Genomic DNA, 14,734 nt, shown 5'->3' with positions numbered 1-14,734 from the left:
AATTTTCTCCTACCGACTCTATTTCAGTCCTTTTAATGTGAGCATACAGATCATTGGAATAATGGAAACGACTGCAAACGTCATGTAGGCTCCCGAATATCCGAGTGTAGTGGCAGCGATAATGCCGAATATGGTGGCACCGAAGAAAGAACCGATCTTAGTGCCGGTGTTCAGCGCAGAGCAGCACATCGCATAATTTTCCTTTTCAATCACGTCACTTCCCGCCGTATAAAACAGTCCCATTGTGATGGACGGAATACCCTGCAGCCAGATACAGATATTCAGTGCCATACCGGCAGGAAGAACTGCGATTAAAACTCTTGAGACAGCCATCCATGCGAAGCAGATCACAAAGAGCCATTTGCGGGTGTGTAATGCATCGGAGAGCCAGCCGCCCAGCAGTGAACAGACCGCACCTACCAGCGCGCAGACCGAGACAAGGGACCCTGCTGCTGCTGCATCCATTCCCTTTGTCTGTATCAGATATGCGGGAGTCATGGTGAGGACTGCAACAGCAGATGCCATCATAAACATCCCGCCGATAAAAATCCGGAGAATTCTTGGGTCCACCAGAGCCTTCAATGTCTGTCCCAGAGACGGACTGTCCTTACCCTCAGTTCTTGCCGGCGGTGCAACATCGTCTGTGATGGTGATCAGCCATACGATCAGCATGATAACACACCAGATATTGGTGAACCACCATGCCGGAGAGACATTATCGGGGCTTGCAATACGGGGAACAAGATTATACATCAGCAGTTGTGAAAGGGTGCCCGCCATAATGTAGGCCCCGTTTGCCTTTCCCCGCATTTCCGGAACAAACAGGCAGGCGATCACATAGGGACATGCAATGGAAATCCCCGCACCGCCAGCCCCTACGATCAGCTGAGAGATCAGCATCATATAAAAGTTTGCCGTGAAGAACGTCCCCAGTACGGAACCTCCGAGAACAAGAGTAATTCCGAAAAGCCCCATCTTTCTGGGACCGAGCTTATTCATTACAACACCCAGCGGAATAGTAATGAAGATACCCAGAAGATTAACCGAGGAAGTGAGCAGTCCGCCCTTGTCTGTGCCAATTCCCATTCCTTCCATCAGATAGGTAAGTACCGGGCTGATCTTATACTGGCAGTTGCCATAGCACATAAAGAACAGAACCATGATTACAATGTAAACATATGGATTTAATTTTCTTTTTGTTGAAACAGTATCATTCGTCATAGTATTTTCCCCCTTTAAATACTTTTGTGAAATAAACGTATTCAGGCAACGCCGCAAGCTATATTACCTAAAAACATTATATAATAGCGTCTAAAATTATGAAATATTCACAATGTGACTTATTTTTTTCTGAACATGTGCAGAGTGTACATTCAGATTCCGAAAAAGAAGGAAGTATACCTATTATAATTTATAACGGAATCGTTTTTTATGTACAGGCTGTACACGGAATCAACCGTATTTTCTGCGCAAAACAGAAACTCAGCGACAGCCGATGGTTTGACATTTTAAAGCCGCCGTGCTTAAATAAAACTAGAAACACCTCGGGTTTATGCCGCAAGCGTAATGCCTGTCATTATATCTATCATGACAGAAAGCGAGGAATACTTATGACTAACAGAAAAAAAAATTTTATCATCGAATCTCGAATGGTACCTCAGCCATGTGCGCTGCACGAGTTTCCATATCCCATTTCCCAAAAGGAAAACTATAAGCTCTGTATGGAACATAAGCTTCCCTATTGGGTTCCTATGAAGGACATTGATAACGATATGACCTTCTGTCCCCATGACCTCGACCGCCCTGCTTTTGGCACAGATGGAAAAGACTGGTTCGGGGTAAGTTGGACATATGTGGATCAGGTAGGCGGCCAGATGGTGACACCCGATACATTCATAATGGAAAAACCTTCCCAGTGGAGAGAGAAACTAAGATTTCCAGATCTGAATCAGATGGATTTCACTGTGGGGTCACAGGAGGCCAGGACCAAAACAGATCCCCATAAGATTACCGGTTATGTGATGCAGGATGGCCTGTTTGAACGGCTGCTCTCCCTGTGTACGGCTGAAGAAGCCTTGAGCTGGCTTCTGGAGGAACCGGAGGATGCGGCAGAGTTCTTTGAAGCAGTGGCCGATTATAAAATTGCTCTTCTGGAGAAACTTGTCCGAGAGTGGGCTCCCTTTGACCTGCTGATTAATTCTGATGACTGGGGAACCCAGATCAGTACTTTTATGGCACCGTCTGTTTTTGAAAAACTGCTTCTACCACCCATGAAGAGAATCGCTGATAAGGTTCATGAGCTGGGACTGTACTGGGACTGCCACAGCTGTGGAAAAACAGAAACTCTGGTACCTTATATGGTAGAACTGGGGTTTCATTTCTGGGAAGCACAGGGTATGAATGATCTGAAGACAGTAAAGCAAAAATACGGAAATAATCTGGCAATTCAGTTTACTTTGGATCCCTATGTACTTCAGAACCCCGAGATTACAGAGGAAGAAGTGCGGGGCTATGTGCGTCAGGTAATCGATACGCTGGGGGAAGGCGGGGGACTGATCCTGGCATTTAAGGCACTGACTCCTATGGTGTATACGGCTGTTACCACTGAAATCTTTGAATACAGTTCAAAGAAATATGCCCGGGAAAGGGCCGGTATGGAAAAATAATTGTAGTGTCAAAAATATACGGGGCAGGAGGAATACAGGGTGTATCTGAGTATGAATATTGTCCGGCACGAGCTGGCAAAGCAGTTTTCTCTTACAGGATCACAGTCCGTTTTTGAACGCCATGCAAATTTAAGAAGCGCAGCCATGCTCACCAGTACAGCGCCGGAACCTCAGGTTCTCTATGTTGCAGAGGCAAGGCGGCTTCCTGTTCGCTGGAAATTTCAATCCCATGCCTCCCTTATTATCTCGGGTCAGATCCCGGAGGATTATTTTCAAAATGCGCAGGTGGATTATATCTGTGTGGACGATCATCGTTTTCCAGTCGTGCTGAATGCAGTGCTGCATATCTTTCAAACCTACGATATTTTTGATGAAAATCTGAAAAGCAGTATTATAAAGGATATAGCACCGCACCTTCTCTGTAACCTGATCTGTAGTTTTGTAAAGTTGCCGCTTGTTGTATTTGACAGCTTTCTGCGGGTTCACTATATTTCAGAAAATGCCCAGAACCTGATGGACTGGGAACTGGACCCTGTTACCGGCATGCGGCTGCTTCCCACAGATTTTATCAATCAGCTGAATCTGGTCTATACGGAGACGGCAGAGGATTTTATAGAGGGGGCAGTCCTGCTCAGGGATGACCGTCTGCCTTATAATTTGATCTGTACCATGGACGGCAGGAAGGATTATATCCTTGTGGTATTTGAGATGGATATACCGCTTGACATAAGCATCGTAGAAGTGATTGGATATCTTAACCACTATGTGTTGATGAGTTTTGAGAACTCCACACTGAAATCTTTCGTACCGGACAGCCTGTCCGCCGTGATTCAGTCCATGCTGGAGGGAACGAGGCTGAGCAGAATCGAATTGCAAAATCAGCTGGATGCTGTGGGATGGGACATGGAGGATACCTGTTGCTGTATCTCCATGCACAGCCTGACAGAACAGCGTAATCCCAAATATATCAGTACCTTTTGTCTGAAGCTGGAAAGCCTGTTCTCCGCCTGCGTTGTGTTCCCTTACAATGAACGCGTGGTAGCAATCGTGAACCTGGACCGGTCAAAATGTCCCTATTTTGATATTCAGCGGAGGATCAGTCTGTTGCTGCGCGATGGCCTGATGAAAGCCGGTGTCAGCTTTAAATATTGGAATTTTGAGACAACTCCAATTTATTTTCAGCAGGCCTGTTGTGCCTATGATATGGGTAAACTGTACAATCCCACAATATGGTGCTACAATTTTTCCGAGTATGCACTTCAGTATTTTATGCATTTTGGTTCCAGTCGTCTGCCGCCACGACATCTCTGTCATCCCGGGCTGGTGGAACTGCACAGGTATGACGTTAAAAATGGGACGGAGCTTTTAAATACTCTGGAGACTTATGTGAAAAATAACTGTAACGCAGTGACAGCAGCCAATCTGCTTTATATTCACCGCAATACCTTTTATCAGCGCCTGTGCCGAATTCAGGAAATGCTTCATTTGAACCTGGATGATCCGGATGAACGGTTGTATCTGATGATTTCCACGAAACTGATCAGTATGTATTACTACGAACTTGAAAATGGTTTCTTTTTCCCAAGTGAATAATGAAAGCTGCAAAGCGGATAATATTTCTTAATATCCACTTTGCAGCAGCCTGGCTGAATTCCCGTTACTTCTCTGTTCTATTTGCTGGTGTCATAATAAAAGTTCTCTGTTGACCGGCGATTTTTGTTTTTCCACTGAACACAGTATTCCAATACCTTTCTCAGGCGGTCTATTTCGATCGGTTTCGCCATATGCCCATTCATCCCCGCCTGCCTTGTCTTTTTTACATCTTCGGGAAATGCATCTGCCGTCATAGCGATAATCGGAAGTTCCCCGATTCCCTCTTTCCCTGAAGCCCGGATTTTTTCTGTCGCCTCAAAACCGTTCATCACTGGCATTTGAACATCCATAAATACAAGATCATAATAGAAAGGAGGATTGTTCAGCACCATGTTTACAGCGCAGCTGCCGTTTTCTACAACATCTGCCCTGGCCCCCAGAAATTCCAGCATCTCCCGTGCAATCTGTTGATTCAGTTCATTATCTTCTGCCAGCAGCACACGAACCCCCTTGAAATTCTCAATCTGTCTTACCATTTCTTCTTTTTGTGTCCGCTGCAGAACGTACTTTTTCATCATGCACAGAGTAACGATGAAACGGGTTCCCCTTCCGTACTCGCTCTCTGTCTCTATTTTCCCCTCCATCATATCCAGAATTGTTTTCACAATCGTAAGTCCCAGACCTGTACCAGGTATTTTATTAATTCTTGTATCGTCGCCCCTGCTGAACGGCTCAAAGATATGTTCCAGATAATCTTTTTTAATTCCTATCCCATTATCCTCTATGATGAATCGATACGTTCCCATATACGCCTCATCCTTTGTCAGTTCTTCCAGGCGGACCCTGATTTTCCCCCGAAAGCCCGTATATTTTACTGCATTTTCAAGAATGTTGATCAGTATCTGGCGAAGCCTCTGTTCATCTCCCAACACAAGCGAATGAAAATCATCCGGTATTTCCACGATAAGTTTCTGTGCATTTTGCTGGATCGCAGGCTGCATCATTAAAACAACTTCCTGAACCAGTCCGCATAGATCAAACTCTGTCTCATCCAGCTGCATCTTACCACTTTCAATCCTGCTCATATCCAGCACTTCATTGATCAGCTTCAGAAGATGGTTACTGGAAATTTCAATCTTTTCCAGATACTCTATCAATTTCTCTTTATCATTAATATTGATTTGCGCAAGAGCTGTCATGCCCATGATAGCATTCATCGGTGTGCGGATATCATGACTCATCCTTGAAAGAAAATTACTTTTCGCTCTGTTTGCACTCTCAGCCTTTTGAAGCGCTTCTTCCATCATAAGTTTTGACTTCCGCTCTTTCTCCAGAAACTCCTCCTGCTTCTGACGCTCCTCATCGATATTTTTTGACAGCGTAATCTCCAGTACATCGTCTGTATATGGACTGTCTACTTTCACAACCTGTGTAGAATTCCAGTGGTAGCACCCATCATCGCCAAGCTGGCGCATTTCCATCGTAACACTGTTTTGTCCCTGAGCAAACGCTTTCAGTAGTGCATCACGGGAAAACTTTCTTCTGAATTCTTCCCTGAAATCAGGATCCAGTGTCGAAACTTCTACTTCCATCAGTTCATCAAAATTTCCGCTGGGTGCAGCCTTTTTGACTGAAAATTCATCATACTCCAGCATATGATATGTATTTTTTGTCAGATTGGCAGATATCAGCATCTGAAATGCCAGTCTGGCAGCTGTTGCAAGCTGACTGATCTCAGTGTTTTTTTCCACTTCCTGCTGATATTCTTCTTGAATATCCCGAAAAACCAGTACACACCAGCATTCATTATTCGCCAGCTGATCAATCCTGACCGCCATGAATTCTACCATATGATAAACACCATCATCCATTAAGCGCCGAAGCCTTCTTATTATTCGCCTCCTGCCTTCGCCAAAAATCCGAAGCATCGCATCACGTGAAAAATGATCATCAAAATCCTGCCAGTCATCCGGGTGTATCGTCTTCGCAGAATAGTTTTTATTTTCGATACCAAATTGTCCCCTCTCCGGTATATCTGTCCACAGCATATCTTTCTGGCAGTTTACATAAAAATCTTTCGTCAGATTTGCAATGATACACTCTCCGAATACGGTCACGAGACTCTGCATGTACATTTTTTCTATCTGTTCAATTCCCTGTTTTTCCTCGTTCCCCCATGTATGGGGGTTCAATGTAATCATGCAGGCAGGGATTTCATCGTCCCACTGTATTTCTCTGACACTGATGGTCACCATCTGTCCCATTATTTCACTGTATCGAATAATCCGGCACGGACAGTATTCATCACCGTCAGGAAAAACCTGCCTGCACGTCATTCCCAGCACTATATCCGGACGGAGGTTCTTCACTGTTTGATTATAATACAGTAGCGTACGATTCTCTTTCTTAATAACATAAACACCTGTATCATCCAGAGAGTCTAATATCTTTAACAGATTTTGATTCCGCATCTTCTCCTCCCCTTTCCTGGAGATTACATAGGCCATTCTTACAAAGCTATATTTATAATTATACAGAAGATTGAAAGGTTTTTCCACAGTAAAGCGAAAAAGTTTTTCTTTTATAAAAACCAGCCCTTTTTCTTAAAGTACCAGATCTCCACAGTCACCAGAATAACGGATATACCGATAACCACTGCATACCCAAGCTCCCAGTGCAGCTCCGGCATCCTGTCAAAGTTCATGCCATACCAGCCTGTGAGCAGGGTCAGCGGCATGAAGATCGTCGTGACAACCGTCAAAAGCTGCATCACTTTATTCTGACGCATTTGAATCTGTGTCTGATACAGTTCACGTATCTGCAGTGAATACTCTCTCAGATTCTGTGCATTTGCCAGTATCCGTGACATCCTCCCGGAAAACTGATGAAACAGCCTGCACGAATCTCTGGAAAGCATCTCATTATAATTCTCGCTCATAGTCTCGCACATATCAATCATCTGATTGTAATATGAATGAAGACGAAGAAGTTCTTTTCTGATCTTTAATATAGATTTGGAGATATCCTCCCCGTCATACTGCATCAGCTCTTCTTCCAGCTTAGTCATTCCTTCTTCATACTCCTGAAGAAAACGGGTTTCATCACGGATCAGAAACTCAAGAAACTCATAAAAAAAGTATCCCAGATGAAGTTTTTCAACAGTCTGGGCCTGTTCCATTTCCTCTATAATTCCAGACACGGTCTGAGTGTTATCCACAAACACCAGACTGTCCTTTTTCATATGCCATGCAAAACAGATTTCTCTGTGTGCCAGGTCCCCTTTATCCGGAATTACCAGCGTACCAATGATACTGTCTTTTAAAAAATCAGCCTTGCTGTGCTGAAAATTATTAATACTCTGCAAAAACAACCGGTCTTCATGGCCGGCTGTCATCTGCTGTTCATATTCTTCTTTTGTCAATACTTCAATCAGAGCTTCACCCTCGGCTGTTTTCTCCTCCGGGCGCAGCTTTATAATCTGCCGGTTCAGACGATAACGCATAATTTCACCTCACAAACAGCCGGATACCATCTACAGAGTGTCCCCGATCTTAAAACACACACTTCCAGTTTCTCCAGCCAACATCTATAATATTCTTTCAGAATATCAGGATTGTGCGCAGATGGCAATATTTTTTATATTTCTCTACAGATTCCGCGTCGGTATCGCTCCCGCATATCCCGGGCGGTGAATGGTAACAGATCCTGGTCTTTCCCTGTTCTTCAGCAAACCGTATCGATAAAGCACTGCAGACATCTTTTCTGCCATCGTTGAATCCATATCGCAAAGTGGAAGGCGGCAGTGACCTACATTATATCCCATTTCCCTCATCGCCTGTTTGACAGGAATAGGATTTACATCCAAAAACAATGCTTCGATCAATTCCAGGTATTTCAGCTGCAGATTATCACTTTCTTCACTGTTTCCCTGAAAATATGACTCGCAAATGTCATGTGTTTCTCTGGGCAGAATGTTGGACAATACAGAAATTACTCCTTTGGCTCCCAATGCCAGCGCAGATGTAATCTGATCATCATTGCCGGAATAAATCGCAAGGTTATCTTTGCAGAGTGATGCAATCTTAGCCATCTGTGAAAAATTTCCGCTGGCCTCCTTCGCAGCCACAATATTGTCGATCTCACTCAGCCTCTTATATGTCGCGGGAAATATATTGACACCGGTCCTTGATGGTACATTATAAAGAATGACCGGAAGCTGTGACGCCTTCGCACATTCTGAAAAATGTAGAAACAGCCCCTGCTGTGAAGCTTTATTATAATATGGTGTCACATGAAGCAGCGCATCTGCCCCCACATGTTCGCACTCTTTTGAAAGATATACAGCGTGAGATGTATTGTTGCTTCCGGCACCTGCGATTACCGGAATTCTTTTATTCACACAGCGGACAGCATATTCTACCAGTTCTATATGTTCTTTATCCGTAAGCGTAGAACCCTCTCCTGTTGTGCCCGCAATAATAAGGGCATCCGCATCTCCCCTGATCTGCATTTCAATCAGTTCTTTAAATACCGGATAATTAATTGATCCGTCATCTCTCATTGGTGTTATAAGTGCTGTTCCCACACCTTTAAATATCACTTTTTTCATTCGAATATCCTCCCTGAGTTTTTGGTTTTAAGCTATTATAGTCGTCATTTCATAAATATTGTGATAAGATAGATCATATCGGTATTAAGATTTTAAAAACGGGAGAATTGTAAATGAAATTTTATCTGGCACCCATGGAGGGACTTACAACATATATTTACCGCACGGCATATCACAGATATTTTCATCCCATGGATAAATATTTTACGCCGTTTATCGTACCTCATATCAATAAGGATTTTAATTCCAGAGAAAAAAATGAAATCCTGCCTGAACATAACCGCGGGCAAAATCTTATTCCTCAGATATTGACCAACAATGCGGCTGATTTTCTCCGCACCGCCAATGCGCTGAGAAAATTCGGATATGAAGAAGTCAATCTGAACCTTGGATGTCCATCAAAGACCGTTGTCTCCAAAGGAAGAGGTTCCGGGTTTCTGGCAAAGACACAGGAGCTTGACCAGTTTTTGGATACAATATTTTCAGAAACTGATATTAATGTCTCCATCAAAACCAGAATCGGCAAAGACAGCTCCGAAGAATTCTATGAGCTGATCACAATCTTTAATAAATATCCCCTTACTGAGCTGATCGTTCACCCGCGAACTCAGCAGGATTTCTACAAAAACAAACCGAATCTCGATATCTTTGCTGATACGTTAAAGCTTTGCCGCCATCATATCTGCTATAACGGTCATATTTTAACACGGGAAGATTATATTAATTTTGTGGAACGTTTTCCATCCGTCGATACGTTGATGGTTGGGAGAGGTATACTCGGGAATCCGGGACTTTTAAATGATATATTGAAACAGAAACCTGTGGATATTGACACACTTAGGATGTTTCATGATGAACTTTATGCCAATTATCAGGGGATTTTCAGCGGTGACCGAAATGTTTTATTTAAAATGAAAGAATTGTGGTCCTACATGATTCAGTTATTTCCGGAAAGCGAAAAATATGCAAAGAAGATCAGAAAATCCGAACGCCTGTGGCAGTATGAACGGGCCGTATCTGATCTTTTCAGTCTGACATAAGGAGACCGGGGCCTTTCGGCCCCGGCAACGTATGAAAAAGAAAAAAACTTATAAAAGGTAATGACCTTTTTACAAGATCTATCATAACGCCAAAATGTGATGATTCTGTGATAACAGATTGAAAGAAATGTGAAGAATTATGTAAATTTAATGTTCCAGATTAACAATATATGAAACCGGAATGCGGTGATTAATATAATCACTTATGACCCTGGCTCCCTTTTCCTGGAACGCACCGCACAGTTCAATTTTATCAACTTCTTTTTTATCAACCAGTTTTTTTGCCTGCTCACATGCATCTGTCATATCTTTAACACCGATCATAATAGATTTACATGCCGGGGTTTCCATTGCCACATGATGCTTGGATGAATCATGATCCGAGGACATGACTAAAAAGACGAACTTAAATTGTTTCATAAAGGAGTCTCCTTTGATTTTATTTTTATATCTCAAAAATTATAACACGCTGAAAATAAGCGGTCAATAACATTACAGTCATTATGAGAAGGAGGTATCTATGTTAACCAGCGTACAATCTGAATTTTTGTTAAAAGAATACTTTCCTGTATGGGATTCATTAACCAGGGAGGAACAGTTAAATATTATTAATAATTCGGCATTAAAAGAATATGGGAAAGGTGAGCTGCTTCATCAGGGAGATATGGACTGTGTCGGTCTCTTCATCATTAACACAGGAAAGATCCGTACCTACCTGCTGTCCGATGACGGTAAGGAAGTTACTCTGTACCGCCTGGGACATGGAGATACCTGTATTCTGTCCGCATCCTGTGCCCTTGCTACTATCACTTTTGATGTTTATATTGAAGCAGAGGAGAAAACACAGGTTCTACTTATCAGTTCATCTTTCTTCTCTTCTTTGATGGAAAAGAATATTTATGTTGAATGCTTTTCCTATAAACTTGCAACGGAACGATTTTCTGACGTGATGTGGGCAATGCAGCAGATCCTCTTTATGAATCTTGACCAGCGTCTGGCAATTTTCCTCTGGGATGAACTGTCACGATCAGAGGGAAATGTAATCCATATTACCCATGAACAGATTGCACGGTATATTGGAAGTGCCCGGGAAGTGGTGTCCCGAATGCTGAAATATTTTGTTGCTGATGGGATCGTGGAACTTTCGCGCGGCGGCATCCGTATCGTAGATAAAAAAAGGCTCCGGAAACTCATATAGACGTCCTGTTTGATAACTCCCGGTACTCTCCGGGAGACATCCCGCATTTCTCCTTAAATAGCTTTCCCATATAGCTGGGACTGTTAAAACCACAGGACAGACAAATATCCAGAATTGTCTTATCCGTACCCGTCAGCAGCTGTGCTGCCTGAGAAAGCCGATACTCACAGAGATATTCTGCAGGCGTCTTTTTAACAATTTCTTTAAAGCACCTGAAGCACTCCCTCCTGCTGATATTTGCAGCTTTTGCAATATGATCTACGGTAATACCTTCCGAATAATGATCATGGATGCAGGACAGCATCAGACGGGCCCGCTGTTCCTGTATCAGATCCCTCTTCGGCACCTTCGGAAATTCTTTGAATCTGGAAATCTCAGTTAATAAAAGACGCCATATACAATAAATAATTTCGATGCACTGAAGTTCATATCCCAGCTCCCCGGGATTCAGTCTGTATAAACGGTGTATCTCATCAAAAATCAATTTGCCTGAAGGATCATCATGGGAAAAATACAGACCCGGCAGCGGAAATCGGATGACGGGCAGTATATTTTTCTGATACACAGTATCGGAAGGCTGCATGTTAAAAAAATATGTGGGAAATAAAAAACAGAACATCAGAGAATCCGGTTTTGTCTGTCTCCCCATATGCAAAGCCCTTGAATTCACAAATACAACATCGCCCTCCCGCATGATCTTTGATTCCCTCTCATCATACGTCTGGTGCACATAGTATTCTATCTCGCCTCTTAAAACAATCGCAAATTCATATGAATCATGCCAATGATAATTAAACTCACCGTTCATGTAATCATTAAAATGGTCTTCATCCAAAAAAACCGGCAGCGATCCGCTTGGATATTTTACTTTTTCCAGCAGGTTATCATCTACCGGCACAGTTTTGTGTTCCATGGCACGCACACTCCTTTTTTGGCACTATTTTTTTATCATCTGGCGTAATGCTGGGTGTCCAAACAGTTGTTTTGACGCTATTATTATATCAGACTATAAATGAGACCACAACTGGAAAGGAACCGTGTATGAACCGGGTAAAAGATATGACATCGGGCAATCCAACAAAGCTTTTGCTTTTATTTGCCCTTCCGCTGATTTTTGGAAATCTTGGCCAGCAACTGTATATGATCGTGGACGCCATTATTGTAGGCCAGGGCGTCGGTGTAAAAGCACTGGCGGCTGTCGGAGCAACGGACTGGACTTACTGGCTAATCTTGTGGACTGTGCAGGCTTTAACACAGGGATTCGGTGCCTGTATCGCTAAACATTTTGGAGAGAAAGATCATGTAAAACTGAGAAAATCCATTGCCATGTCGGTCATCCTGTGTGTTGGGATCGGGATCCTTCTCACATTTACCGCACTTCTGATGGTTTTACCGATGCTTAATATTCTACAGACACCATCTGATATATTCGAGGGGGCTTCCTCATACCTCTTCACGTTGTTCAGCGGAACCCTGATCGTAATGTCTTATAATATGATCTCCTCCATTCTCCGGGCTTTTGGAGACGGAAAAACTCCGCTGATCGCCATGGGAATCGCTGCCGGTACAAATATTGCACTGGATCTGCTTTTTGTCATGGTATTTCGCTGGGGAATCACAGGTGCAGCGGCTGCTACTCTGATCGCACAACTGATAGCATTCTTATATTGCCTATCAGCACTAAAGCGTATTGACTTTATCAGGCTGCAGCCTTCGGACTGGAAGACAGACAAAATGATTATCCGGGAGTTATGCCGAATGGGATTTCCGCTGGCACTGCAGCACGTTTTGATCGCGGTGGGAGGTATGATCCTCCAATCCAGGATCAACCTTCAGGGATTTATTTTTGTTGCAGGATTTACAGCTACAAATAAACTGTACGGTCTTTTGGAAAGTGCAGCAATCTCCCTTGGCTATGCAACCACAACTTTCATGGCTCAGAATTACGGTGCCGGACAGGGTGACCGTATTCATAAAGGATTAAAAAGTGTGGCACTCATTGCATTATTAATGTCTGTGTGCAGTGCAGTCCCCGCCATCCTGGGTGGAAAACATATCCTGAAGCTTTTTATCTCATCTTCTGATGCCAGCGCACCTGAAGTACTCGCCGTCGCTTACCAGTATCTCCTCATCATGGGAGTCCTGCTTTTTGTCCTGTACTTTCTGCATGGATTCAGGAGTATACTTCAGGGACTGGGAGACGCAATCAGCCCGATGATATCCGGAATTATTGAATTTTTTATGCGAATTTCAGCGGCTCTGATTCTGACCGGATTCTGGGGAAATGTCATGCTGTTTCTTGCAGAACCTCTCGCCTGGATCGGGGCCGCAGCATATGTTATCGCTGCCTGCTGGTTCAGATTCAGAAAAATACCGCATGTTAACGTTGTGTTGAATAAAACAACCTAAAATCAGGGAGCTGCACCGTCCAATCAGGTTCTTCGGCACTGCAGCTCCCTGTTATTTACTCCTGAATCATATCCAAAATGGCTTCTTTCGGCTGAACTCCAACCGATGTCTTTACCACCTTCTGATCTTTTATCACCGCCAGTGTGGGGATACTCATAATCCGGAATTCCTGAGCCAGTTCCGGCTCTTCATCCACATTTATTTTCCCTATCTTTGCGTGATCCACTTCCTGCGCAATTTCATCCACAACCGGTGAAACCATCCGGCATGGTCCGCACCAGGATGCCCAGAAGTCCAGCAGTACCGGTTTATCAGAATTTAAAACTTCTTGTTTAAAGTTATCCCTCGTTATCGTTAATACTGACATAATTCTTCTCTCCTTTTTTAGATTTTGCTTTACAGATCAACTGTGTCATTGTTCCCATCGGGCAGTACACACACCAGGAACGCGGTTTAAACAACACCATTGTGATAAGTCCCAACACAGTTGAAGTCAACATAACACTATAAAATCCAAATGAAAACTGAGCGATCCAGGGAGTCACCGAGACCGGATAAGCCCAGTGCCATGGAAGCTTTATACTCCAGAGCAGTTTTACAATCTGCTTTAACTCTCCCGTACCTGAAAATACCATCCAGGTATTCCAGATCATGCCAAAAAACATGATAAAGAAAAAAATCAAAAAACCATACCGGAATCCTTTGCTTTTCATCCAGTTTGGGATATCCTTACGGCGCGACAACCCTATTCTTCCTCCGAGAAGTGAAAACAGCTGCCCTCTCCCACAGTATCTGTTACAGTAAGCTTTGCTTCCCCCTATAATCGCTATCGCAAGCGGAGCAAAGAAACAGATTAAACCGATCCATGCAAACAGGATATTAAAGAATCCGAGGATCAGGTAGATCGATGAAAAAATCCAGAGATAATCATACCAGTGTTTCTTTTTCATACCTCCACCTCCGTGATTGTGATAACGCTGGCAGGACAGATGGTCCTGCATTTTCCGCAGCCGACACACAGTGTTTTGTCAACTTCTGCGGTAATGCCCTTCACGACTGTTATTGCGTATTTGGGACACTCCTTAACACAACAACCGCACGCCACACAGTGGTCTGTATCTATCACGGCCTTCTTCAATTTTTTCTTTATACCAGGACTGTTCACTTGTAAAACCCTCCATAACTTTCATTTGTTATGGTTATTTTAACTCAAAAGAAT

General features: G+C 43.3%; 14 protein-coding genes. 5 read left to right on the top strand and 9 right to left on the bottom strand.

Annotation, left to right across the window (positions count from 1 at the left end; all coding sequences use genetic code 11):
• Window positions 1-18: 18 nt before the first annotated feature.
• Window positions 19-1,221 (bottom strand): MFS transporter, encoded by a 1,203-nt coding sequence (locus MCG98_RS03360; protein WP_240300424.1) that lies wholly within the window; start codon window positions 1,219-1,221, stop codon window positions 19-21.
• Between the two features lie 389 nt (window positions 1,222-1,610).
• Here MCG98_RS03360 and MCG98_RS03355 point away from each other — a divergent pair, with 389 nt between their 5' ends.
• Window positions 1,611-2,666, top strand: a complete 1,056-nt coding sequence (locus MCG98_RS03355) for a uroporphyrinogen decarboxylase family protein (protein ID WP_240300423.1) — start codon at window positions 1,611-1,613, stop codon at window positions 2,664-2,666.
• 39 nt (window positions 2,667-2,705) lie between these two features.
• Entirely contained in the window at window positions 2,706-4,259 is a 1,554-nt protein-coding gene (locus tag MCG98_RS03350) for a PucR family transcriptional regulator (protein ID WP_240300422.1), read from the top strand.
• A gap of 77 nt (window positions 4,260-4,336) precedes the next feature.
• On the opposite strand, the gene MCG98_RS03345 is transcribed toward MCG98_RS03350, so the two are convergent.
• The 3 genes from MCG98_RS03345 to dapA form a co-directional block, all read right to left on the bottom strand.
• On the bottom strand, window positions 4,337-6,730 hold the full coding sequence (locus tag MCG98_RS03345) for an ATP-binding protein (RefSeq protein ID WP_240300421.1): 2,394 nt from the start codon (window positions 6,728-6,730) through the stop codon (window positions 4,337-4,339).
• A gap of 110 nt (window positions 6,731-6,840) precedes the next feature.
• The gene (locus MCG98_RS03340; RefSeq protein ID WP_240300420.1) at window positions 6,841-7,761 is read right to left on the bottom strand and encodes a CorA family divalent cation transporter; all 921 of its coding nucleotides are present in this window, start codon (window positions 7,759-7,761) and stop codon (window positions 6,841-6,843) included.
• A gap of 144 nt (window positions 7,762-7,905) precedes the next feature.
• Window positions 7,906-8,868 carry a 4-hydroxy-tetrahydrodipicolinate synthase gene (dapA, locus tag MCG98_RS03335; protein ID WP_240300419.1) on the bottom strand — a complete coding sequence of 321 codons (963 nt, stop codon included), beginning with the start codon at window positions 8,866-8,868 and terminating at the stop codon, window positions 7,906-7,908.
• A 113-nt stretch (window positions 8,869-8,981) separates the two neighbouring features.
• Between dapA and MCG98_RS03330 the strand changes: the two genes are divergently transcribed.
• A complete protein-coding gene (locus tag MCG98_RS03330; protein WP_240300418.1) occupies window positions 8,982-9,908 on the top strand; it encodes a tRNA-dihydrouridine synthase family protein in 927 nt (308 codons plus the stop codon).
• 147 nt (window positions 9,909-10,055) lie between these two features.
• Here the strand turns inward: MCG98_RS03330 and MCG98_RS03325 are convergent, their stop codons facing one another.
• The gene (locus MCG98_RS03325) at window positions 10,056-10,328 is read right to left on the bottom strand and encodes a DUF6506 family protein (protein WP_240300417.1); all 273 of its coding nucleotides are present in this window, start codon (window positions 10,326-10,328) and stop codon (window positions 10,056-10,058) included.
• Window positions 10,329-10,428: 100 nt separating this feature from the next.
• Between MCG98_RS03325 and MCG98_RS03320 the strand changes: the two genes are divergently transcribed.
• Window positions 10,429-11,106 (top strand): Crp/Fnr family transcriptional regulator, encoded by a 678-nt coding sequence (locus MCG98_RS03320; RefSeq protein WP_240300416.1) that lies wholly within the window; start codon window positions 10,429-10,431, stop codon window positions 11,104-11,106.
• Here MCG98_RS03320 and MCG98_RS03315 read toward each other — a convergent pair.
• Entirely contained in the window at window positions 11,099-12,019 is a 921-nt protein-coding gene (locus MCG98_RS03315) for an AraC family transcriptional regulator (RefSeq protein WP_240300415.1), read from the bottom strand. The genes MCG98_RS03320 and MCG98_RS03315 overlap by 8 nt on opposite strands.
• Window positions 12,020-12,147: 128 nt before the next feature.
• Here MCG98_RS03315 and MCG98_RS03310 point away from each other — a divergent pair, with 128 nt between their 5' ends.
• Entirely contained in the window at window positions 12,148-13,515 is a 1,368-nt protein-coding gene (locus MCG98_RS03310; protein WP_240300414.1) for an MATE family efflux transporter, read from the top strand.
• Window positions 13,516-13,570: 55 nt separating this feature from the next.
• Here the strand turns inward: MCG98_RS03310 and trxA are convergent, their stop codons facing one another.
• The 3 genes from trxA to MCG98_RS03295 are packed head-to-tail and all read right to left on the bottom strand — an operon-like array spanning window position 13,571 to window position 14,680.
• Window positions 13,571-13,882 (bottom strand): thioredoxin, encoded by a 312-nt coding sequence (gene trxA / locus MCG98_RS03305; RefSeq protein WP_240300413.1) that lies wholly within the window; start codon window positions 13,880-13,882, stop codon window positions 13,571-13,573.
• Complete coding sequence (locus tag MCG98_RS03300; protein WP_240300412.1) at window positions 13,854-14,465, bottom strand: 4Fe-4S binding protein; 612 nt, start codon at window positions 14,463-14,465, stop codon at window positions 13,854-13,856. Before MCG98_RS03300 ends, trxA begins: the two co-directional genes overlap by 29 nt.
• Window positions 14,462-14,680 carry a 4Fe-4S binding protein gene (locus tag MCG98_RS03295; RefSeq protein ID WP_240300411.1) on the bottom strand — a complete coding sequence of 73 codons (219 nt, stop codon included), beginning with the start codon at window positions 14,678-14,680 and terminating at the stop codon, window positions 14,462-14,464. The genes MCG98_RS03300 and MCG98_RS03295 overlap by 4 nt, the downstream gene beginning before the upstream one ends.
• Window positions 14,681-14,734 lie beyond the last annotated feature (54 nt).

The organism is Ruminococcus sp. OA3 (genome assembly GCF_022440845.1).
Lineage (GTDB): Bacteria > Bacillota > Clostridia > Lachnospirales > Lachnospiraceae > Ruminococcus_G.
The sequence above is the reverse complement of the archived record's forward strand: the minus strand, read 5'-3'. Positions and strand labels throughout refer to the sequence as shown.

Bases quoted from the DNA above. Each gene is read 5' to 3' on its own strand.
- MCG98_RS03360 (WP_240300424.1), bottom strand. From the start codon at position 1,221: ATGACGAATGATACTGTTTCAACAAAAAGAAAATTAAATCCATATGTT.
- MCG98_RS03355 (WP_240300423.1), top strand. From the start codon at position 1,611: ATGACTAACAGAAAAAAAAATTTTATCATCGAATCTCGAATGGTACCT.
- MCG98_RS03345 (WP_240300421.1), bottom strand. From the start codon at position 6,730: ATGCGGAATCAAAATCTGTTAAAGATATTAGACTCTCTGGATGATACA.
- MCG98_RS03340 (WP_240300420.1), bottom strand. From the start codon at position 7,761: ATGCGTTATCGTCTGAACCGGCAGATTATAAAGCTGCGCCCGGAGGAG.
- dapA (WP_240300419.1), bottom strand. From the start codon at position 8,868: ATGAAAAAAGTGATATTTAAAGGTGTGGGAACAGCACTTATAACACCA.
- MCG98_RS03330 (WP_240300418.1), top strand. From the start codon at position 8,982: ATGAAATTTTATCTGGCACCCATGGAGGGACTTACAACATATATTTAC.
- MCG98_RS03325 (WP_240300417.1), bottom strand. From the start codon at position 10,328: ATGAAACAATTTAAGTTCGTCTTTTTAGTCATGTCCTCGGATCATGAT.
- MCG98_RS03320 (WP_240300416.1), top strand. From the start codon at position 10,429: ATGTTAACCAGCGTACAATCTGAATTTTTGTTAAAAGAATACTTTCCT.
- MCG98_RS03315 (WP_240300415.1), bottom strand. From the start codon at position 12,019: ATGGAACACAAAACTGTGCCGGTAGATGATAACCTGCTGGAAAAAGTA.
- MCG98_RS03310 (WP_240300414.1), top strand. From the start codon at position 12,148: ATGAACCGGGTAAAAGATATGACATCGGGCAATCCAACAAAGCTTTTG.
- trxA (WP_240300413.1), bottom strand. From the start codon at position 13,882: ATGTCAGTATTAACGATAACGAGGGATAACTTTAAACAAGAAGTTTTA.
- MCG98_RS03300 (WP_240300412.1), bottom strand. From the start codon at position 14,465: ATGAAAAAGAAACACTGGTATGATTATCTCTGGATTTTTTCATCGATC.